The following is a 21,285-nucleotide window of genomic DNA, read 5'->3' on the forward strand; positions in this document are numbered from 1 at the left end:
CCACGACCCGGCCGTCCACGCCCAGGTCGATCGTCGCCGGGATTTCGATCGCGTGGAGGAGATCCGCGCTCCAGCCGGCGATCAGGATCGCGGCGGCGCCACCGGCGAGCGACAGGAGGAACCCCTCGGTGAGAAGCTGCCTCACGATCCGCCCGCGGCTGGCCCCGAGAGAGACCCGCACCGCCAGCTCCGGGCCGCGCGACGCCGCTCGGGCCAGGAGGAGCCCCGCGACGTTGGCGCACGCGACGAGGAGGACCAGCGCCGCCACCCCCGTCAGAAGCGTGAGGATGGCGAGGATGTTGTCACGATCCGCGTGGCCCACGCGCGACGCCGCCTCCACGATCAGCGTGCGGCCGCGGTTCGTCTCGGGGTGCGCCACGTCGATCCGGTCTGCGATCACCCCGAGCGCCGCGGCGGCCGCCTCGCGCGTCACGCCGGTCCGGAGCCTTCCGATCAGGCCGAGCCAGGCCGAGCCGCGCGCGCCGAGCCAGTTCCTCCCCGGGATCACGTCCGCCTGCATCGCGAGCGGAATCCAGGCCTCCGGGACCCGCTCGACCTCGATCCCGGCGAACCACGGCGGGGCGACGCCGACGATGGTGAAGGGCTTTCCGTTCACGACGAGCGACCGCCCGAGAATGGCGGGGTCCGCGCCGAAGCGATCCCGGAAGGCGGCGTAGCTCAGCACGGCCACCGGATGCGCTCCGGGCGCACGATCCTCCTCGGGGACGAAGGTGCGGCCGAGCGCCGCCGGCACGCCGAGCACGTCGAAGTAGTTTCCGGACACGAGGGCCGCCGTCCCCCGCTCCGGCTGCTCGCCGCGCAGGAGGCTGACGTGCGTGGGGAACTCCGCCGCGAGGCCGGCGAGCACCTCGCCCCCACCGTCCCGCAGATCGAGATAGTCGGGGTGCGAGGATCCGGTGACCGTGGCGCGCTCGGGCGCCTCCGGCCGCACCGCCCGCGTGTAGAGGCGGACGAGCCGCGACGGGTCCTTCGCGGGGAGCGGTCTCAGGAAGATGGCGTTGACGAGGCTGAAAATCGTCGAGTTCGCGCCGATGCCCAAGCCCAGGCAGAGGATCGCGGTGAGCGTGAAGCCCGGAGTCGCGCGGAGGCACCGTGCGCCGTAGCGGAGATCCTGCGCCAGATCTTCGAACAGCCTCATCAGGCCTGCGCTTCGACGACCTCCTCGACGACGCGGCCGTCGAAGAGGTGGATCGTCCGCTCGGCGTGCCGGGCGAAGCGCGGGTCGTGCGTGACCATGCAGATCGTCGCCCCCTCCCGGTGCAGATCCCTGAGCAGATCCATCACGGCGTCGCCGTTCCGGGAGTCGAGGTTTCCGGTCGGCTCGTCGGCGAGGAGGATGAGGGGCTTGCCGGCCACCGCGCGGGCGACGGCGACGCGCTGCTGCTGACCCCCGCTGAGCTGGCTCGGGAGGTGCTTGGCGCGATGCGCCATGCCGACCTTCTCGAGCGCCTCCGTGACGCGCGTCTTGCGATCGGCCGAGCTCATGCCGCGGTACGTGAGCGGCAGCTCGACGTTCTCGTAGACGGTGAGATCGCCGATGAGGTTGAAGCTCTGGAAGATGAAGCCGATCTCGCGGTTCCTGATCCGCGCGCGCTCGCTGAGGTTGAGCTTCTGCACGGGCTTGTCGTTGAGGGCGTACATGCCGTCGGTGGGCGTGTCGAGGAGGCCGAGGATCGAGAGGAGCGTGGACTTGCCGCATCCCGACGGGCCGGCGATCGAGACGAACTCACCGGGGTGGATGTCGAGCTGGATTCCGGACAGAGCGTGCGTCTCCACTTCGTCGGTGAAGAAGACCTTCTTCACCGCTTCGAGCCGAATCACGGGCTTGCCGGGTCGTGTCATCGAGTTCTCCTGCGTCGCGTCGTCTGTCGCGTCAGTTGAGTCGAATGCGGTCGAAGGCGTCCCACGCCGAGGTGTCGGAGAGGACCACGCGGTCGCCGAGGTTGAGCCCCTCGACGATTTCGATCGAGCTCACGGAGCTGCGTCCGAGCTTCACCTGGATCCGCGAGGCGCCGGCGCCGTCCGGGTCGAGCCTGAAGAGGCTCACGACGCTCTGCTCCTGCCCGAACGCCGGCCTCCCGACGAAGAGGACGTCCTTGAGGTTCTCGAGCTCGATCGCGCCGTCGACGGAGAGGTCGGGGCGGGCCCCCTTCGGGAGCGCCCCCTCCATCCGGACGTCCACGGTCACGGTGCCGTTCACCACCGCCGGATCGATGCGCGACACCTTCCCCGCCACCACGCCGTTGCGGGTGTCGATGGTCGCCGGCTGCCCGGGGAGGATGTCCTTGGCCTGCGTCTCGGCGATCTTCAGCTCGGCCTTCAAATGCCCGGGCTCGGCCACCTTGGCGAGGATCGTCCCGGGGGTCACGCGCTGGCCGACCTCGACGGGGAGCTGCTGGAGGACGCCGTCCTTCCCCGCGCGCACTCTCAGCCCCTCGAACTGGGTCCGGCGCAAATTTGCGAGGGCGCGGATCTGCGAGAGCTTGGCGTCCTGCGCCGCGAGCTGCGCGGCGTTCGAGTCCTCGAGGATGAGGAGGCGCTTCTTCTCGAGCTCGGTGCGGTTCCCCAGCTCGTCGGAGCGCACGTTCGAGAGCTTGACGTTCAGCGCGGAGACGAGGCCGCTCTTGCCGAGCTCGGTGTCGGCCTCGGCCTGCAGCTTCGCCTGGTGGTACTCGGCCTCCACCTGGGCCGCAGCCGCCTGCTCGGTGAGGAGCTGGCTCTCGAGCCTCACCTTCAGATCGGTGAGATCGGCCTCGGCCGCCTTGAGGTTGAGCGCGGCGTCCTGCGCGCTCAGCTCCAGCTCGGGATTGCTGAGCTCGAGGATCACCGTCTCCGGCGTGACGGGCGTGCTGCCGGGCCGGAGCAGGATCTTCTCGACGCGCCCGTCGGTCGTGGCCGGGATCCAGTTCACGTCCTCGGCGACGAGCGTCCCCGACCCTCGCACCTGGCGGAGGAAGGGGCCGCGCTTCACCGTGTCGATGTAGAGAGTCCCCTTGTCGACCCCCGGGGCGGCAGGCTTCAGGCGCGAGAGCCCGAGCGTCACCGCCAGGAGCGCGACGACGGTGGCGGCAGTAATAATGATGCGGCGCCGCTTCCGCTGTTGCGCCAGTTCCGGCCTTGCGATATCCATCGGGGCTCCCTTCACGAGCGTTCAGACGCGGGCGTTCAGCCGATCCTATGTCAAGGCGTGTGCCATGTCGGAGCTTGGGGAGAAGCGCTGGTGATTGAGTGAGTTGCGCCGGCGCCGGGCCTCGCCGCGGAGTGGTGGAGTGTCCGCAATTGGGACGTCGCTGTCCCGCAAGCGGCGCTCAGGTCACCCCGGCCGCTTCGCCCCAGATGGCGTAGGCGAGAAGAGCCCAGAACGTCCCCTCCCGCCCGCGCCGATAGACCTCGACGGGCTGGGAGATCCACCCCGGGAGACCCGGGAGGTGCCGGCGCAGCGCGGCAGAGCCGAGGATCGTGCCGCGAATCCAGTCGCCGCGGCGGCCCAGGAGCTCGCGCATGTTCCCGAACCGGAACCCCCGCTTCCTCTGCGTGCGCGACGTCTCGGGGACCCTCCCCTTCGCCCACCACCTCAGGATCCGCTTGGTGTTCGCGACGCCCGGCCAGGGGCTCACGCGCATCGAGGGGGGAAGCGAGAGGATGAGGTCGACCAGATCCCGATCGAGGTACGGGAGGCGCAGCTCGGCCGACGAGGCCATCGACGCCGAGTCGGCATACGAGACGACGTGGGCCGACAGGAAGGTGTGGAGCATGACCTCCTGGATGCGATCGAGCGCCGAGGCCTCGCCGTCGCAGTTGCCGTAGAGACGATCGATGACGCCGAGGTATCGCTCGGGCGGCAGAGCAGGGGCGAAGAGATCCGCGACGTCGCCGGGCGGAAGGGGGCGCTGCGTCAGATACCGGGCGGCGGCGGGGACGAGCCTCAGCGGCGCGCGCAGGAGGGCGGCCCGCCTCTGCGCCACGGGCTCGTCGCCGTTGGTGAGGAGGTCCACCCACCGCATCAGCGCGGGAAGCGGGATCGCGCAGGCGCGGCTGAGCGCGGCGAGGCGGAAGCGCTCCTGGCTCAGGCGGTAGCCCCCGAGCACCTCGTCCCCTCCGTGCCCGCAGAGGAAGACGGTCGCGGTGGGGCGCGCCGCGCGGATCAGCGACCAGGTGCCGAAGGCCGCCCCGTCGCCGATCGGCTCGGTGAGGTTCGAGAAGGCGGGCTGAAGCTGCGCGAGGATCTCGTCGTAGCTGACCGCGTGGCGGCCGCCGGCCGCCCCCGCCGCTCCCGACGCCGCGTTTTCACTCACGGCCTTGTACGTGTACGTCGTGACGTCCACGCCGGCCTCGCCGAGAGCCGCGTGGATGCCGTTGCTGTCGATGCCGTCGCTGAGGAGCAGGGCCACGGGGACGTCCCCGACCGTGCATCGGCGGGCCGCGCGCACGAGCCTGTGTCCGAACTCCTCCGCCGCCTCGTGGCGGGTGAGCGGGCGGGCGCCCTCTCCCGCGCGACGGAAGCGCGGCGCCCACCACCTCCTGATCTCCATGCCTCCCGCGTCGATCTTCAGGAGGTGACCGGGGGAGAGCTTCACCACCTCGCTCATGACGGTGCGTGGGCTCACGACGTACCGGAGGGCGAGGTACTCGACCAGCGACGCGCGAGAGGTCTCGCGCGACACCCATCCGGCCTTCAGGAGCGCCCCGATGCTCGAGGAGAAGGCCAGCGTTCCGGCCGCCCGGTGGTAGTAGAGGGGCTTCTCGCCGAAGCGATCGCGGGCGAGCCACAGCCGCCGCGCCCCCGACTCGTACAGCGCGAAGGCGAACTGCCCGGCCAGGCGGTCGAGGCACGCGCTCCCCCACTTCTCCCACGCGAGGAGGAGGATCTCGGTGTCCGACGTGGAGCGGAGGGCCCGCCGGTCGATCCCCATCTCGTCGATCAGCTCGCGAAAGTTGTAGATCTCGCCGTTAAAGGTGACGACGAGATCGCCGCGCGAGGAGCGCATCGGCTGGCTCCCGTTCGCCGAGAGATCGACGATGGCGAGCCGCCGGTGGCCGAGCGTCACCGGCCCTTCGGAGGCGATCCCCTCGCCGTCGGGGCCGCGGAGCTTCATCGCGTCGAGCATCGACTGGACGACGGGGCGGTCGTCCCCCGCATCCCCCGACCGGTACACCCCCGCGATGCCGCACATGGTGCCGCCCCCCCGCTCTCAGTCCGCCGGCAATCCGAGCTTCTTCCGGATGAAAGCGATCGTCTTCGCCGCGATCTCCTCGGCCGTCCCGTCGGCGAGGACGTCGAAGCCGGGGCGCCCCCGGGGGTGATCGAGAACCTCGACGGTCCCCCCCGCGGCGCGCGCCGCGTCGACGAAGCGGCTCATCGTCTCGAGGATCCTCGCGTCGTCGAGATCCGCGCGCACGACGAGGAAGGGCGGCGGCGCCCCCTTCCCGGCCGCGAGGTAGGCCGCGGGGCTGTAGTTGGCGAGCGTGTCGTCGAGGACGCGCAGGGGGAACCGCTTCCGGAGGGGGCGCAGGTCGAGCGGGCCGTACGAGGCCACGGCGCATCGCACGCCCTTCTGCGGGGCGTCGAGCGCCGCCGTCATCGCGTAGGGAACGGCCGAGCCGAAGGCCCAGACCGCCACGCGATCGCCGTCCACTCCGAGCTCCGCGGCGCGATCCCGCGCGCACCGCATCGCGCTCTCGACGTCCGCCGCCGCCTCCCGGAGCCTGAAGCCCTCGTCCGACGAGCGATGGCGCACGGCGAGCGCCGCGACCCCCGAGGCCGCGAGGAGGCGGCCGTAAGAAGAGATGATGGGCCAGTCGGGAGGATCTCCCGCCGCGCCGTCGGGAGCGTCGGCGTGGACCAGGATCATCACCGGGGGGCGCGCGCCGGCGGCCGCCGGGGAGTAGAGATCCGCGAGAAGGGGCGCTTTCCCCCCCCGGCCGCAGGCGACGTCGCGGGTGACGCGGACCGCGTCGGTCCCGGCGATCCTGTAGGCGACGCCGCGCGCGACCATGGAGGGGGTGATCTCGCTGGCGCTCAGTTCGGTGGGTACGGCCGCGACCTTCGGCTCGCTCGATCGGCTCACCCCGACTCCGAGCTGCGCTGTGAGCCACGCGTCGCGATCTTCGGCCGCGGCAGGGTCGTTCAGCTCGTGGCCGCTGTCGTACCACTTCGATACCTTCGGCTCCCCCGCCGCCCGCTCGTAGGCGAGAGAGTCTGTCTCGCGGACGCCGATGTCGAACCGGGCCCACTGGAAGAAGATGGAGGAAGGCGACGAGCGGCCGACGAAGTGGACGGCGTCGAGCGGCTCGTTCAGCTCGCCGGCCAGGAGGGCGTAAGCCTTGAACCTTTTCTCCACACCGGCGACGACTCCCCCCCATGTCGCGCCGACGCCGTGGCCGACGTACGCGAGGCGCGCGGGGTCGACCTCCGGGAGCGCCAGCAGCACGTCGGCCGCGCGCCGGATCGCCACGACCGTCCTGACGCAGGCGGCGCGGTGAGTCTCGGGACTCGAGAGATCTCCGTCCTCAACGCGCCACGGCGCGTCGAGGAGGATCGACTCGACCCCGGTGCGGGCCAGGTGGAGCGCCTCGGGGAGGAACGAGGCCCGGCTCCCCTCCTCGCCGTGCACGAAGACGACGCCCGCGAACGCCCCCTTCCCGTCCGGCACGACGAGGTACCCCGCGACGCGCCCTCCCTTCGGGCTCGCGTACGAGATATCCAGGATTTTCGCGCCTTCGCGCGCAAGCGGGCTCGCGATCTTCACGTCGAGAGGCGCCGCGGCGTCGTAGTCGAAGGCCTTCGCCCGCTCCTCCCACGAAAGGTCCGCCGCCGCGAGCGGGGCGGCGGCGAGGGCCAGCGCCACCGCGAGGCCGAGGCCGAAGACGAGGTGCTTCACGACGTGGCGCGCCTCGGTGAGGGAAGCCGCGCGGCGGCGCGCAGCGGAAGGCGCCGGAGTCGCCGCCCCGTCGCGGCGAAGAGGGCGTTCGCCACGGCGGGGGCGATGACGGGGACCGCGGGCTCACCGACGCCGCTCGGCTCCTCGTCGCTCGGCACGATGTGCACCTCGACCTCGGGCATCGCGTCCATGCGCAGGACCGGGTACTCGTCGAAGTTCCGCTGCTGCACCCGCCCCTTGTCGAGCGTGATCTCGCCGTAGAGCGCGGCCGAGAGGCCGAAGACGATCCCCCCCTCCATCTGCGCGGCGACCGTGTCGGGGTTCACGACGCGCCCGCAGTCGACGGCGCAGACGACCCGGTGCACCCGGATCGTCCCGTCGTCCGCGACGCTCACCTCGGCCACCTGCGCGACGTAGCTGCCGAACGACGCCGCGGCGGCTATCCCGCGCCCCCGGCCCGCCGTCACCGGCGTTCCCCATCCGGCCTTCGCCGCGGCCAGCTCGAGGACACGCAGGAGGCGCGGCGCCTTCGCGAGGTGCCGGCGCCGCATCTCGAGCGGATCCCTCTTCGCCGCGGCGCACAGCTCGTCAAAGAAGGACTCGGTGGCGAAGGCGTTCTGCGACGCGTAGACCGACCGCCACCACCCCGTGGGGACCGGCGTGTTCGACATGACGTAGTCGACGAGGTGGTTCGGGATGACGTAGCCGAAGTCCGCCGCGCCGTCCACGGCCTGGGTGTCGAGGCCCCCCGGGGCGCCTGCCCCTCGCTGCCCGCGGATCGACGGCGCGACGACCCGGTGCGTCCAGGCGATGATCGCCCCGTCGGCGCCGACGGCCCCGGCGAGCTGATGCCGGCTGCCCGGGCGGTAGAAATCGTTCCTCATGTCCTCTTCGCGATCGTAGACGAGCTTCACCGGCGCGCCGGCGAGCTGCGAGAGGTAGACGGCCTCGGCCGCGTAGTCGGCCTCGAGACGGCGCCCGAACCCGCCGCCGATCAGCGTGACGTGCACGCGGATCGCGCTCGCGGGAAGGCGCGTGATTCGCTGAGCCGTCGCGAGAACGCTGGCGGGGACCTGGGTCGGCGCCCAGATCTCGCAGCGATCCTCGCGCACATCCGCGATGCAATTCTGAGGCTCCATCGGCGCGTGCGCGAGGAAGGGGAGCTCGTAGACCGCGGCGATCTTCGTCGCAGCTTTCGCGAGCGCCACCTTCGCGTCCCCGGCCTTCTGCGCGACGGCCCCCTCGGAGGCGCCCGCCTCCTCCCACTGCTTCCGGATGGCGTCGCTTCCGAGGGTTGCGTACTCCCCTTCGTCCCAGTCGATCTCGAGTCGGCGGCGCCCTTCGAGCACCGCCCACATCGTCTTGCCGAGGACGGCGACCCCCGATCGGAAGACGACGACCTGCGTGACGCCGGGGACGTCGAGGGTCTTCGTCGGGTCGTGGGAGGCCGGGCGCCCCCGGAGCACGGGGCAGCGCGCGACGGCGGCGTAGAGCATCCCGGGGATCATCGTGTCGATCCCGTAGATCGCGGCCCCGCGGACCTTGTCGGGGAGATCGACTCGCGGCGTCGCGTGGCCGACGATGGAGAAGGTCTTCGGGTCCTTGAGACGCGGTGCGGCGGGCACGGGGAGCTTCGACGCCCGCTCGGCGAGCGATCCGTAGCCGAGCTTCCGGCTCGTGGCCGCGTGAATCACCGATCCCGATTCGGTGCGGCACGAGGAGGCGGGAACGCCCCATGTCGCCGCCGCGGCCGCCACCAGCATCTCGCGCGCGGCGGCCCCCGCCTTCCGCAGCGGCGTGAACGAGTCGTGCACTCCCGAGCTCCCGCCGGTGTCCTGATCCTCGAACGCGTCGTCGAGGTCGGCCTGAACCACGCGGACGCTCTTCCAGTCGGCGTCCAGCTCCTCGGCGACGATCATCGGGAGGGCGGTCATGACCCCCTGCCCCATCTCGGACTTCGCGAACCAGATGGTGATCTCGCCATCGGGTGCGACGCGGAGCCACGCGTTCGGCTTGAACCCCGTCGCCGCGGCCGCGCCCGCGGCGGGAGCTTCCGCCCCCTCCGAGGCTCCGCCCAGGGTGAACCCCACCACGAGCCCGGCGCCGGCGGTGACGCCCGCCCTCAGAAACCCGCGGCGATCCAGAGTCGTCATCGCGGCCCCGAGGCGCGGAGGATCGCGCGCCTGATCCGGTTGTAGGTGCCGCACCGGCAGATGTTCCCTTGCATCGCGTCGTCGATGTCGGCCCCGGTCGGCTTCGGCTTCGCGGCGAGGAGTGCCGCGGCGGACATGATCTGCCCGGGCTGGCAGTAGCCGCACTGCGGCACCTGTTCTTCGATCCACGCCCTCTGGACGGGGTGCGATCCGTCGGGAGAGAGCCCCTCGATGGTCGTGATCTTCTTCCCGGGGATCGTCGAGGCCGGCGTGAGGCAGGAACGAACCGCCTCGCCGTCGACGTGGACGGTGCACGCCCCGCACAGCCCCGCGCCGCAGCCGAATTTCGTCCCCGTCATCCCCAGCGTGTCGCGGAGCACCCAGAGGAGGGGCATCTCGTCGGGGACACTCACGTCCTGCGCCTTCCCGTTGAGGACGAACCGGATCGTGGCCACGACGGCGATCTCCTGACGCGCATCCTGGTCGCGCGCCGGGAGAGTCTAGCCTCGCGTGAGGATCGTGTCCTATAGATTCCCCTCTCGGGGCACTCATCTCGCGTGAACCCAGGGGCGGCGTGAGGCCAGGAGCCGGCGATGGCAAATCCCGCGGAGTTGGCCCCCGAGCTCGAGCGGCTCCACGACGAGGCCTACGCCTGGGCCCTCGCATGCTGCCGGTGGGACCGGGATGAAGGGACGGAAGTGCTTCAGACCACCTACGTAAAGATCCTCGACGGGCGCGCGCGGTTCGGTGGACGCTCGAGCCTGAAAACGTGGCTCTTCTCGGTCATCCACCGGACCGCCGCCGAGAGGCGCCGTCGCGCCGCGGTGCGGAGCTTCCTCCTTCGCGCGAGCGCGAACGGACACTCCGCTCCCCCCTCACCCGAGACACCGGAGTCGCTCCTCGCCGCCTCGGAGAGGAGCTCGAGCCTGACGCGGGCCCTGCGGCGCCTTTCGAGAAGACAGCTAGAGGTGCTGCACCTCGTCTTCTACCAGGAGATGAGCGTCGAGGAGGCTTCGAAAGTGCTCGACATCACGCTCGGCTCCGCGCGGACTCACTACGAGCGGGGGAAGAAGAGCCTTCGCCGGCTGCTCCGGGAGAAGAGCCGGTGACCCGCCCGGGCGACGATCGCGAGATCGAGCGCGCCTTCTCGATCGCCCGCGACGAGGCGCGACGCCGCGCGCCGAAGTTCTCGCGCATGTGGGGCGAGGCCGGCCGGCTTGCCGCGGGCACTCGCGGGACGCCGCGGTGGCTGCCCCTCGCCGTGACGACCGCCGCGATCGTCGCCGTCGCCGCGGCCGGACTCCTCTTCGTGACCCGGCGCGGGGGGCCCCCGCGCGCGCAGCCGACGGAGGCGGAGGCCGACATCACATCCTGGAGGGCGCCGACCGACGCTCTCCTGGAGACGCCCGGAATCGAGATCCTCACCACGCTTCCCGCCATCGGACGGACGGCGCTCACCCCGACGTCCTGGAGCTCTTCGCATGAAGACGCCCACGTCGATTGAAGGAGATTGGAAGATGAGACGAGCATGGATGATCGCACCGACCCTCGCCCTCGCCGCCCTCGCGACCAGCTCCGGCGCCGAGTCGCCCGACGGCGTGGACTGGCTCCAGCGGTACCTCTTCCCGCCCGAGCTCATCATGGAGCACCAGCAGGAGATCGGGCTCACCAGCGCCCAGCGCGACGCGGTCAAGTCGGAGATCAAGAGGGCGCAGTCGCAGTTTCTCGACGCGCAGTGGGACATGCGCGGGGAGGTGGAGAAGCTCGGCCGCATGCTTCTGTCGCCTCGCGTGGACGAGACCGCCGCCCTCGCTCAGGCGGAGAGGGTGATGGGAATGGAGAACGAAGTGAAGAAGACGCACCTCGCTCTCGTCATCCGGATCAAGAACCTCCTCACGGACGAGCAGCAGGAGCGCCTCCGCGGGATCCGGCCGCCCCCCCCTCCGCCGCCGCCCGCCCTGCCTCCGCCGCACGATCATCCCTGAGGCCACGCGGGCCGCCCGTTGATCGCCGCGCGCCTGGCGTCTAGAATCGCGCCTCTCCTGCCACAACTGCGGCGACGAAGGGAACTGAGATGAGCGTCCAGTCAGAAGATTCCATCCAGCGCGTCGCCGTGATCGGCGCCGGGACGATGGGGAGCGGCATCGCGCACGTCGCGGCGCTCGCCGGGTACTCGGTCCACCTGTACGACGTCACCGCCGAGCTCGCGGCGGCGGGGCTCACGAAGATCCGCGCGAACCTCGAGGCGGGGGTGGCGAAGGGAAAGGTCACTCCCCAGGACCGCGACCGCGCGCTCGGCGCGATCTCCCCCACGGGGGACCTTGCGGCCGCGGCGGCCTCAGCCGATCTCGTCGTCGAGGCGGCGCCGGAAGATCTCGAGATGAAGCGCGATCTCTTCCGCCGCCTCGGCGAGATCTGCTCCGAGCGGGCGATCCTCGCGAGCAACACGTCGTCGCTGAGCGTCTCGAAGATCGCCTCGGCGGCGCCGCGGCCGGAGCGGGTGCTCGGGCTCCACTTCTTCAATCCCCCGCACATCATGAAGCTGATCGAGATCGTCCGCGCGTGGCAGACCTCGGACGGCGCGGTCGCGGCGGCCGTCGCCGTCGCGAAGCGCATGGGCAAGGAGGCGGTCGTCGTGAAGGACACGCCGGGGTTCGCCACGTCGCGCCTCGGCCTCGCCCTCGGCCTCGAGGCGATGAGGATGGTCGAGCAGGGGGTGGCCGACGCCGCCGACATCGACCGCGCGATGGAGCTGGGGTACGGCCACCCGATGGGGCCGCTCCGCGTCTCGGATCTCGTCGGCCTCGACGTGCGCCTCGCGATCGCCGAGACGCTCCAGCGCGAGCTGGGAGAAGCGCACTTCCGCCCGCCCGATCTCCTGAGGGACAAGGTGAAAGCCGGCAAGCTCGGGAAGAAGTCCGGAGAAGGGTTCTACAAGTGGCCGAAGAGCTGAAGACTCCGCCCGAGATCACCGACGTCCACGTCCACATCCAGCCCTGGGATCAGCTCCGGCCCGCCGTGCAGCAGCGGATGGCGCTCGGGCGGAGCGACTTCGATCTCATCCAGCGGATGATCGCCGACCCGGCGGTCTTCCTCGACCACCTCGACGCGACCGGCGTCGCCCGCGCCGGGATCATCAACTACCCCTCCCCCGACATCATGGGCTTCGACGACCGCGCGACCGCGTTCTGCGCCCGCTGGTGCGCCGTGCGCCCGGACCGCCTGATCGCGTTCGGCGGCGTCCACCCGCGCTTCACGAAGAGCGCGAGGGACGACATGAACCGCATCCTCGACATGGGGATCCGCGGCATCAAGCTCCACCCGCCCCACCAGGTCTTCGAGCTGACCGACTACCGCGAGAAGGGGCTGAAGTCGCTCGAGACGATCTTCTCGATCGCGCAGGAGCGGAAGGTGCCGGTGATGATCCACACCGGGACGTCGATCTTCCCCGGCGCGCGGAGCCGCCTCGGCGATCCGATGGGAGTGGACGACGTCGCGATCGACTTCCCGGAGCTGAAGGTCATCCTCGCGCACGGCGGCCGGCCGCTCTGGGGGGAGACGGCGATCTTCCTCCTGCGCCGCTTCCCGAACGTGCACATGGACATCTCGGGGATCCCTCCCCGGCGCCTGCTGCACTACTTTCCGCGGCTCGCGGACTTCGCCGAAAAGGTCCTCTACGGCTCCGACTGGCCTGCCCCCGGCGTCCCGTCGCTTCGCGAGATCCTCGACGGCGTCGCGTCTATCCCCCTGCCCCCCGAGGCCCGCGCGAAGATCATGGGCGGCAACGCGCGCCGTCTCTTCCTTTAGGGTAAAGAGTTCCCTTCGCTATCTTTCCTGTGGCCGCTCCCGGCCCCTCAAGGTAGTATGTCGTATCGACAAAATCCCCGGACGGCTCGATGGGAGTCGTCCGGCCTTTGATGCCGCCCCGGCGCCGCGGCAGGGAGCGCCGGAGCGAACTGAACGGGGATTGCATCCCCGTGGGGGAAGACCCGATGCGAAACGCAGGCAGATTCAGCGTCCTCGCCCTCGCACTCGCCCTGTTCGCGATCGTTCCGGCGCTCGCCATCCAGAACGGCCCGCCCGACAATGGAAATCACCCGACGGTCGGGATGGCGTACCTCTCCTTCGGCTCGACCTGCAACGCCTTCAACGTCACGACGGGATGCGGCGCCGTCCTGATCTCCCGGGGCGACTCCGCCAATCCGGCGATCGCCCTCACGACCGCCGACTGCGCCCTGGCAGTACGGGACACCTTCGACGCCAACGTCGCCGGCGGAGAGGTGAACGTGGAGGCGTGGGTCGGATTCAACGACCCGGATCCGTGGACGTGCGGGGATGTGACCGATCCCGACGCCCACCTGAACGCGCTCCGAGTGATCTTCCCGGTCGCAGTCCATCCTCTTTACACGCCGGGCAGCTACAGCAGCAACTCTTCCCGCGACAAGCACAACGTGGCGCTTCTCTTCCTGCAGCCTCGCGCCGGCGTGACGCTGCCGGCGCCGTCGGCCCTGCCCGCGCAGGACTCGATTGATTCCGTGGCCTCGGGCACGCCGGTCGTCTCGGTCGGCTTCTCCCCGACGAACCTCGACTTCCAGCAGGGCTCGAACGGGCAGTTCGGAAGGCGCTTCTACAACGTCCTCCAGACGGCCCGGCGCGCGACGGTCGGACAGAGCGTGGCGAGCAGCCAGTGGTGGCATGTCACGCAGATCGCGGACAGTCAGTCCTGCTACGCCTTCTTCGCCGACGACGGAGGCGGGAACTTCACGACGTCAGGACAGCTTCTCTCCCTGATGAGCACCTTCGACAGCTGCGGCAAGACCGAGGCGGGCCAGAGGATCGACAAGGCCGACATCCTGAGCTTCATCGAATCGTACCTGCCGTAACCGCAGATCGCCCCGCACGCGATCGCGCCGGCCCGCCTCCTGCCGGGTGGCCGGCGCGATCGACAGCGTCTGGTGCCCGAGCCCGCCGCGATCTAGGATTCCACCATGCGCCCCAGGTTCGCCGCGTCGGTTCTCCTCGCCGGAATCGTCGCCTTCCAGCCCGCCCGCGCCGATACGTGCACCACGACCCCGTGGTCCCCTCTCGCGGGGGTGCCTCCGCTGACGGATTTCCCGCCGGGCTACCTCTACCTCGGCACCTACCCGGGGTTCCTCTACCCCGGCTCGAACCAGGCGCCGACGGATCACGACGCCGACGGCCGGACGCTCGCCGCCGGCATCGTGCCGCGCGATCGGACCGGCGCCGCGTGCGGGGCTCTCACCGCCGACTGCAAGATCGCCTTTCTCTCCATCGGCTTCTCGAACAACACGATCGAGTTCTGCGGGGGCGCGGGGATCGGCGGCGATCCGGACGACCCCGCCGCGACGGCGTGCCCCCTCCCGACCGCGCCCGTCCCCTACCTCCAGACGGAATCCTTCATCGCGCAGGCGCTCGCGGATCCGGCGGTCAACCACTCGGCCGTCGTCCTGGTGGACGGCGCGAAGGGAGGCGTGACGTTCTCCGACTGGGATCCGACCGTCTCGGGGTACGGCGAGTACGACCGGGTCCTCAACCAGATCCTCCTCCCGTCCAATTTGAGCGAGGCGCAGGTGCAATCGATCTGGGTGAAGGACGGGGAGGCGGCCCCCACCGTCTCGCTCGCGACGGGGACCCCGGGCAATCCTCCGGAGGCGGTCCTCGAGGAGCGATCCATCGGGAACATCCTGCGCGCGATCCGCCTCCGATATCCCAACGCGCGGCAGGTCTTCATCAGCTCGCGGATCTACGGCGGGTACGCGAACACGGCGACCCCTCCGAACAATCTCAACCCCGAGCCGTACGCCTACGAGCAGGGGTTCTCGATCAAGTGGCTCGTCAACTCGCAGATCCAGCAGATCCGCGGAGGGGCGCCGGATCCGAACGCGGGCGATCTCGACTACCGAACGCTCGCCGCGCCGTGGATCGCGTGGGGGCCGTACCTCTGGGCCAATGCGACGACCCCGCGCTCGGATGGCCTGGTGTGGGAGAACCGCGACTTCCGCTACCCCTACTCGACGGGTACCGGCGTGAACGAGTGCACGCACCCGAGCGTCCACGCCGAGCAGAAAGTCGCCTCGATGCTGCTCCAGTTCATGAAGACGTCCCCCTACACGGCGTGGTTTCTCGCCCCCCCGGCCTCGTGCTCCCTCACCGTGGACTCCGTGCGCATCGCGGCGGACGCGAAGACCATCTCGTGGGAGGGGATCCTGCCGGGGCCGTTCGACGTCGTGCGGGGAGACCTCCGAACGCTTCACTCAACGGCGGGAAACTTCGGCGCGGCGCTCTGCCTCCGCAACAATCTCGTCGCGACGTCGACGATCGATCCGTCCACGCCTCCCCCGACCGCCGGCGCGTACTACCTCGTCCGCTGCGACGGCGCCACGTGGGACGACGGCGCGCAGCAAGGGGATCGCGACGTCACGCTCGTCGCGTGTCCGTGAAGGGGAGGGTGAAGACGAAGACGACCCTGTCGCCGCGGTAGCCTCCGAGACCCTCCTTCAGGTGCTCCAGCCGGCCCGCGACGACGACGTGGGGGAGGAGGCCGACCGTTCCGAGAAAGCGCTCGACGGTCGCGCGGCTCTCCGGCCAGACCTGCGAGATGACCGTGGGGCGATCCGCCTCGATCGTCCTCCGCGCCCCCTCGAGCACCGGCACCTCGTGGCCGGGGGCGTTGATCTTCATGAGACCGACGCGTGAGAGCCCCAGATCGTCGAGCCGGCAAACCGGCACCTTCACCACCCGGACGCTCTCGGCCGCGCCGACCGCCTTCCTGTCGAGGCTCGCGAACCCGGCCTGCTCCCTGCCTTCGATCCGCGGGATGTAAAGCTCCGCCTCCCCCGACTCCGACGAGAGGGCGCAGTGGTGGATCGTCAGGTTCCTTGCGCCGCAACGCTCGAGATCTCCGGTCAGCTCGGCGTTAGGTTCCACCGCGACGACGGTCCCGAAGCATCGTGTCATCGCCAGCGCGTAGTGCCCCCGGTTCGCGCCGACGTCGATCGCCGTAGACCCCGGCCTCGCGAGCGAAGGGAGGATTCGAAGCTCGTCGGGGGCTCGCCCGGTCGCGCGATCGATCGCCAGCTCGAGCACCAGCCGCCGCGCCGGCGGCGTGACCGCGAAGAGAAATCGGCGACCCGCGGAGCGGATGCCCATCGACGTCTAGACCGCCAGCACGCTGTTCAGTCTGCCGAACCCGTCGGGGGACTTCTCGGGGTTGTCCGGGTCGTCGAGCCAGCGCGTGCCGTCGAGGAGAAACTTGTAGAGGTGCCGCCCCGGCGGGAGCGGGTCGACGCGCGCGTGCCAGAGCCCGGGCTCGAGGAGGCGCGCGCGGAGGCCGGGGGATTTCCACGCGTCCCAGCTCCCGAGGATCCAGACCTCGCGGACGTCGTGATCGTGAAGCGTGAAATCGATCCCCTGAGCGGTCACGACGGGCGAGAGGGCGCGGCCGCGAAGCGCCCCATGCTGCTCCCTGAGGGCGAGGGCGACCGCGCGCCCCGCGTCCACCGCCCCGGCCCCCTGCCGCTCCTTGGGCGCGCCGGGGACCGGCCTCGCCGCCTTCAGGAGGACGTCGCGAACGACCTTCGGCGTCAGCTTCGGGTTCGCCTGGAGCATGCACGCGATGACGCTCGCGACGAGCGGCGCGGCGAAGCTGGTGCCGTCCACGTGCTGGTAGTGCGGCGTGACGAGCTTCTGATCCGCGATCCGCCCCTCGGCCGCCGCGTCGCCGGCGGCGCGCCGCGAGAAGAGCCCCTTCGCCTCCTTCGCGACGGATGTCCCCGGAAGGACCGGGGCCGCCACCCAGATGCTCGGCGCGACCAGCTCCGGCTTCGCCGCCCCGCCGGCCGCCTCGCCGTAGTTGCCGTGCCATAGCTCGACCTCGCGGTGGTCGAAGGTGTTCTTGTCGTCGAGGCCGCCGATGGTGAGCGCGCGGGGGGCCGTCGCGGGGGGGACGAGGCGCCGCGCCCCGTCGTTGCCGGCCGCGACGACGACCGAGACCCCCGCGTCCACGAGCGCCGCGACCTCCTCGTCGACCGCGTTCCCGGCGAGAGGGTCGATCGGATCGCCGCCGAGCGAGATGCTGACGACCCGCAGATTCATATCGGCGGCGTTCGCGCGGAGCCACTTCAGGGCCCGGGTGATCGCCGCGTTGCCGATGTGTCCATCGGCGCCGCGCGCCTGCACGAGCACGACGTCGGCCTCGCTCGCGAGGCCGCGGTAGAGGCCGCGGCTGAGCCTCCCGTTGCCGGCCGCCGACCCGCTGGTCATCGTGCCGTGCCACTGCGGCGCGGAGGCGGCGTCCCAACCCGGCCATCGCGGTGCGGTCGCCGGATCGAAGCGCCGCTCGCGCACCGGCTCGTCGGCGGCGTCGACCCACGCGCGGATCCGGTTCAGAGGCTCCACGAGATCGGGATGCGGGTAGAAGCCGGAGTCGACGAAGGCGATCGTCACCCCCGACCCGGTGTAGCGCGGATCGGCGTGGAGCCGCAGCGGCGTCGGGAGGACGCCGAAGGCCGCCTCCGAGTCGAGGGGCCAGGACTGCTGGATCGTCGCGTGGAGCGCGGCGTCTCCCCGTTCGAGCAGGGTGCGCAGGAGGATCTCCTGCACGCAGGCGGGGCAGGCCCCGTCCTCGCGCCGCCAGTCGGGGTGCTCGCGCGCCACGCGGGAGGCGATCTCCGGGGCGAGCCATCCCGCCTCGCGGAGCGCGGACTTCGTCGCGCGCGTCCCGCAGAGCGGGCAGGGTGAGGTGTCCGGCCTTCGCTTCATCTCGAGGGTTACGATGCGCGGCGCAGGGAGGGGGTTTCCGGCAGCGCGGCCCGCTCCCCGGCGCCCGACGGCCAGATGGCGACGGAGGAGCCGACCCAGTCGAGCCCCTTGTTGTGATCGACGCCGTGCATCTTGCCGCGCGAGAGGCGCGCGAGGTTGATGGCCAGGATCAGCCGGTCGGAGTCGTCCGGCCGCAGGAACATCATCCGGATCTCGGCCTTCACCCCCGTGCCGTCGGGGGCGATGAGCGCCGGGGCGTACTCGACCTTCTCCTGGAGGAGGTACTCCCCGCGCCGGGCCGGCGGGATCGCCTCGATCGTCGCCGCGTCCACGTCCACCCGCACCCCCTGCCCCGCGAACGAGAAGATCGGCTTGAGGATGAACCGCGACAGATCCTTCGGCAGGGGATCGAGATCGCCGAGCCGCCACGTTTTCGGCGCCGCGGGGTGATCGATGAACGGCAGCGTGTACTTCGACCAGATCCAGTACCAGTTCGGGTGCGCCATCCACGTGACGTCGAGGTCGTCGCGGTAGTCGAAGACCAGCTTCACGGGCTTGCGCTCCAGCTCGTCGAAGACGATGCGGTGGAGGACGCGGCGGACCGGGACCCTCCTCGAGCTCCCGGGCTCCGCGGGGGCGAAGAGGCGGCGCCCGTCGCGCGTCAGCTCCGAGACGCAGACCGCCCGCACCCCGAGGAGCCGGGCGGTGGCGTGGAAATCCGGACGCGTCTTCTGGCTCGCCGGATCGAGGTCGAGAAGGATGACCTCGGCCGGATCGGCGTCCGCGATGATCGTCCGGCGCAGCAGCTCGACGTACGACTCCCGCCCCAGGTTCGAGAAGAGGTTCGTGAAGGCGGGCGGCATCCCCGGAATCCCCGCGGCCACCTCCCCCCAGATCTCCCCCTGCACGAGCTGCATCCCGTAGAGCGACGCGAACCCCTGCAGCTCGATGAGGCGCGGCACCAACTCCCCCGACGCGTCCCGGCAGATGGCGAGATCGATCGCGAGGAAGTGCGGAAGCGCGTCGGGGCGCGGCGCGTCGAAGCGCGCCGGGACGGCGGCGCGGCACCTCGCGATGACGTCGGGGCGCCGGATGATGTCGAGGATCTCGAGCGCGGTCATCTCGCAGCGCGCGCGCAGGTCGATGGGGAGGAAGACGGGGGTCTCGGCGAGCCGGAACTCGAACCGGGGGGTGGCGAGGCGCGCGTCCATCAGCGCGGCCATCCGCGCGTACAGGCTCGCGTCGAATCCGCGGTTGAAGATGGGCCGGAGGTGGGGGTCCATGCGCCGCGCCGCTAGACCTCGAGGGTGTCGTAGTCGACGAGGTAGCGGCTGTTCTTCATGATCGGCACGCCGTCCAGCTCGACGTCGAAGTGCCGCCCGACGATGTCGATGTGCGTCGAGGACTTCCAGTCGGCTCCGGTGTGCTCGGCGTAGGGGTGGCCGAAGGCCAGGTGCAGCCCGGGGAGCTTCTCGTCCTGGAGGATCTGGCCGATCACGTCCTTCACCGCGAGGTTGGTGCCGAGGGCGAGCTCGCCGACGCGGTTCGAGTTGGCGTCGGTGGCCGTGTACGCCTCGAAGTCGGCGATGATCTCGGGGCGATCGCAGGCCACCGCGACGATGCGCGAGTCCTCGATCTCGACGCGCAGGGGGTGGGCCTGCATGTCGCCGTACTTCGGGGCGAGCCAGTCGCCCAGGACCCCGTCCACGACGTAGACGCCGTCGACGCGCGCGGGGGCCGTGAAGACCTCGCCGCCGGGGAGATTCCCCCACTTCTCGCGGCTGATGATCCCGGACGTCTTCAGCCACTTCAGGCTCGGGGAGAAGGTGGCGACGAAGTGCGTCCCCGCCGGCGTCGAGGCCGTCAGCTTCGTCGTCCGCGAGGCCCTCTCGAGGACCCAGCGCGAGAGGGCGTCCACCTTCGCGAAATCGGCGCGCATCCCCTCGACCATGATCCGCGGCGTGATGTTCACCATGTGCGCGTGGCGGATCTTCCTCCGGTTCACGATCGAGGTCATCTGGATGCGGGATCTGAGCTCCCCTTCCTGCGCGCTCGCGGCGAAGACGCTGACGTCGGCCTTCTCGAGCGCCTCGCCGATCACGTCGGGTAACTTCGCGAGCGGGCGCCACCCCGCCTCCTCGAGGATGAAGGGATCGACCGTAGACCCGGCGGCCAGGAGCTGCTCGTGGAGGGCGGCGCCGATCGGGAGGCACAGCTGGTCCGTGATGAGCACGGTGCGCTCCCCGGGCTGGACCCTCAGGCACGTGGCGACGGCGCTCTTCGCGCCGGGAACGAAGGCGGGATCGTAGGGGACGTGCGCCCAGTCGGTCATACGTTGAGTCCGTTCTCCGTCTCTCGGACGACGTAGTCCATCACCGCGCGCAGGTCCTTCGTCCGCTCGAAGACCGCGAGCTGCCGATCGGCGCCGGTGCCGTTCTCCAGGATCTTCAGCGCGTACGCGACCTCCTGCCGCGAGCCCAGATCATCCACCACCTCGTCCACGAACCCGAGGAGTTCCTGGACGAGCGCCGCCGTGGGGACCTCCTCCTCCTTGCCGAAATCGATCAGCTTGTCGCTCACCCCCCACCGCGCCGCCCGCCACTTGTTCTCCTGGATGAGGGCACGCCGGTAGTGCCGGAAGGTGAGGTTGCCGCTGCCGAGGAGCCAGAGCTTCGCCGTGATCGCCTGGAAGAGCGCCGCGATGGCGATCGTCTCGTCGACGCGCATCGGGATGTCGCAGATCCGGTACTCGAGGGTCGGGTAGACCTCGTGAGGCCTCAGGTCCCACCAGATCTGCCGTCCGTCGAGGACGCAGTTCGTCTTCGTGAGGAGGTCCACGAACCCGCGGTAGTCGCTGTACGACTCGAAGAACTCGGGGATGTTGGTCCTGGGAAACTTGTCGAAGACCTTGCACCGGTAGGACTTCCACCCGGTGTCGCGGCCGAGCCAGAAGGGGGAGTTCACCGAGAGGGCCAGCATGTGCGGCAGGAAGTAGCGCGCCGCGTTCATGATCTTGATCTGCTGCTCGCGGTCCTCGACGCCGATGTGCACGTGGAGGCCGAAGATGAGGTTCGCGCGCGCGACGACCTGGAGGTCGGCGATCAGCTTCTCGTAGCGCGGGTTCCCCCCCGTGATGGCGACGGCGGACCAGTGCGAGAAGGGGTGCGTCCCGGCCGCCGCGATCCTGAGACCGTTCTCGCGCGCGAGCCGCGCCAGGTACGAGCGCGTCGCGGTGACGTCGCGGCGGGCCGCCTGGATGTCCTTGCAGATCTCGGTGCCGATCTCGACGACCGACTGGTGGAGCTCGGGCTTCATCCGCTCCTTCAGCACCTTGCGCCCCTGGTCGAAGATCTCGGAGACGTGCGAGCGCAGCTCGCGCGTCTCCGGGTCGATGACCTGGAACTCCTCCTCGATGCCGATGGTGAAGGACGGGCGAGGCGCCATCCTGG

Annotated in this window: 19 protein-coding genes; 7 read left to right on the top strand and 12 right to left on the bottom strand. The window is 70.6% G+C overall.

Annotated elements, in window-relative coordinates; genetic code table 11:
* The 7 genes from HY049_14650 to HY049_14680 all read right to left on the bottom strand — a co-directional run.
* Positions 1-1,159 (bottom strand): ABC transporter permease (locus HY049_14650; GenBank protein MBI3450140.1); only part of this gene is annotated, 1,159 nt, incomplete at its 3' end.
* Positions 1,159-1,863, bottom strand: coding sequence for an ABC transporter ATP-binding protein (locus HY049_14655; GenBank protein ID MBI3450141.1), 705 nt, complete (start codon positions 1,861-1,863; stop codon positions 1,159-1,161). The genes HY049_14650 and HY049_14655, both read right to left, overlap by 1 nt.
* 31 nt (positions 1,864-1,894) lie before the next feature.
* On the bottom strand, positions 1,895-3,151 hold the full coding sequence (locus tag HY049_14660; protein MBI3450142.1) for an efflux RND transporter periplasmic adaptor subunit: 1,257 nt from the start codon (positions 3,149-3,151) through the stop codon (positions 1,895-1,897).
* Between the two features lie 178 nt (positions 3,152-3,329).
* Positions 3,330-5,195: an asparagine synthase (glutamine-hydrolyzing) gene (asnB, locus tag HY049_14665; GenBank protein ID MBI3450143.1), complete on the bottom strand. Its 1,866-nt coding sequence runs from the start codon at positions 5,193-5,195 to the stop codon at positions 3,330-3,332.
* 18 nt (positions 5,196-5,213) lie between these two features.
* Entirely contained in the window at positions 5,214-6,902 is a 1,689-nt protein-coding gene (locus HY049_14670; protein ID MBI3450144.1) for a hypothetical protein, read from the bottom strand.
* Positions 6,899-9,055, bottom strand: coding sequence for a xanthine dehydrogenase family protein molybdopterin-binding subunit (locus HY049_14675; GenBank protein MBI3450145.1), 2,157 nt, complete (start codon positions 9,053-9,055; stop codon positions 6,899-6,901). The genes HY049_14670 and HY049_14675 overlap by 4 nt, the downstream gene beginning before the upstream one ends.
* Positions 9,052-9,510: a (2Fe-2S)-binding protein gene (locus HY049_14680; protein MBI3450146.1), complete on the bottom strand. Its 459-nt coding sequence runs from the start codon at positions 9,508-9,510 to the stop codon at positions 9,052-9,054. The genes HY049_14675 and HY049_14680 overlap by 4 nt, the downstream gene beginning before the upstream one ends.
* A 138-nt stretch (positions 9,511-9,648) precedes the next feature.
* Between HY049_14680 and HY049_14685 the strand changes: the two genes are divergently transcribed.
* From HY049_14685 to HY049_14715, 7 genes are all read left to right on the top strand, one after another.
* Positions 9,649-10,164 carry an RNA polymerase sigma factor gene (locus HY049_14685; protein ID MBI3450147.1) on the top strand — a complete coding sequence of 172 codons (516 nt, stop codon included), beginning with the start codon at positions 9,649-9,651 and terminating at the stop codon, positions 10,162-10,164.
* Complete coding sequence (locus HY049_14690; GenBank protein MBI3450148.1) at positions 10,161-10,559, top strand: hypothetical protein; 399 nt, start codon at positions 10,161-10,163, stop codon at positions 10,557-10,559. Before HY049_14685 ends, HY049_14690 begins: the two co-directional genes overlap by 4 nt.
* 13 nt (positions 10,560-10,572) lie before the next feature.
* Positions 10,573-11,040, top strand: coding sequence for a hypothetical protein (locus HY049_14695; GenBank protein MBI3450149.1), 468 nt, complete (start codon positions 10,573-10,575; stop codon positions 11,038-11,040).
* Between the two features lie 89 nt (positions 11,041-11,129).
* Complete coding sequence (locus HY049_14700; protein ID MBI3450150.1) at positions 11,130-12,008, top strand: 3-hydroxyacyl-CoA dehydrogenase family protein; 879 nt, start codon at positions 11,130-11,132, stop codon at positions 12,006-12,008.
* Positions 11,993-12,862 (top strand): amidohydrolase, encoded by an 870-nt coding sequence (locus HY049_14705; protein MBI3450151.1) that lies wholly within the window; start codon positions 11,993-11,995, stop codon positions 12,860-12,862. Before HY049_14700 ends, HY049_14705 begins: the two co-directional genes overlap by 16 nt.
* 185 nt (positions 12,863-13,047) lie before the next feature.
* Complete coding sequence (locus HY049_14710; protein ID MBI3450152.1) at positions 13,048-13,938, top strand: hypothetical protein; 891 nt, start codon at positions 13,048-13,050, stop codon at positions 13,936-13,938.
* Positions 13,939-14,043: 105 nt separating this feature from the next.
* On the top strand, positions 14,044-15,516 hold the full coding sequence (locus HY049_14715) for a hypothetical protein (GenBank protein ID MBI3450153.1): 1,473 nt from the start codon (positions 14,044-14,046) through the stop codon (positions 15,514-15,516).
* On the opposite strand, the gene HY049_14720 is transcribed toward HY049_14715, so the two are convergent.
* The 5 genes from HY049_14720 to HY049_14740 are packed head-to-tail and all read right to left on the bottom strand — an operon-like array spanning position 15,494 to position 21,280.
* A complete protein-coding gene (locus HY049_14720) occupies positions 15,494-16,225 on the bottom strand; it encodes an FkbM family methyltransferase (protein MBI3450154.1) in 732 nt (243 codons plus the stop codon). The two genes, HY049_14715 and HY049_14720, sit on opposite strands and share 23 nt — an antisense overlap.
* A 6-nt stretch (positions 16,226-16,231) precedes the next feature.
* Positions 16,232-17,836 (bottom strand): S8 family serine peptidase, encoded by a 1,605-nt coding sequence (locus HY049_14725; protein ID MBI3450155.1) that lies wholly within the window; start codon positions 17,834-17,836, stop codon positions 16,232-16,234.
* A gap of 8 nt (positions 17,837-17,844) precedes the next feature.
* A complete protein-coding gene (locus HY049_14730; protein MBI3450156.1) occupies positions 17,845-19,119 on the bottom strand; it encodes a hypothetical protein in 1,275 nt (424 codons plus the stop codon).
* 11 nt (positions 19,120-19,130) lie between these two features.
* On the bottom strand, positions 19,131-20,168 hold the full coding sequence (locus tag HY049_14735; protein MBI3450157.1) for an aminopeptidase: 1,038 nt from the start codon (positions 20,166-20,168) through the stop codon (positions 19,131-19,133).
* Positions 20,165-21,280 carry a carboxylate-amine ligase gene (locus HY049_14740; protein MBI3450158.1) on the bottom strand — a complete coding sequence of 372 codons (1,116 nt, stop codon included), beginning with the start codon at positions 21,278-21,280 and terminating at the stop codon, positions 20,165-20,167. The genes HY049_14735 and HY049_14740 overlap by 4 nt, the downstream gene beginning before the upstream one ends.
* Positions 21,281-21,285: the final 5 nt, after the last annotated feature.

This window comes from Acidobacteriota bacterium (assembly GCA_016195325.1).
Classification (GTDB): domain Bacteria; phylum Acidobacteriota; class Polarisedimenticolia; order JACPZX01; family JACPZX01; genus JACPZX01.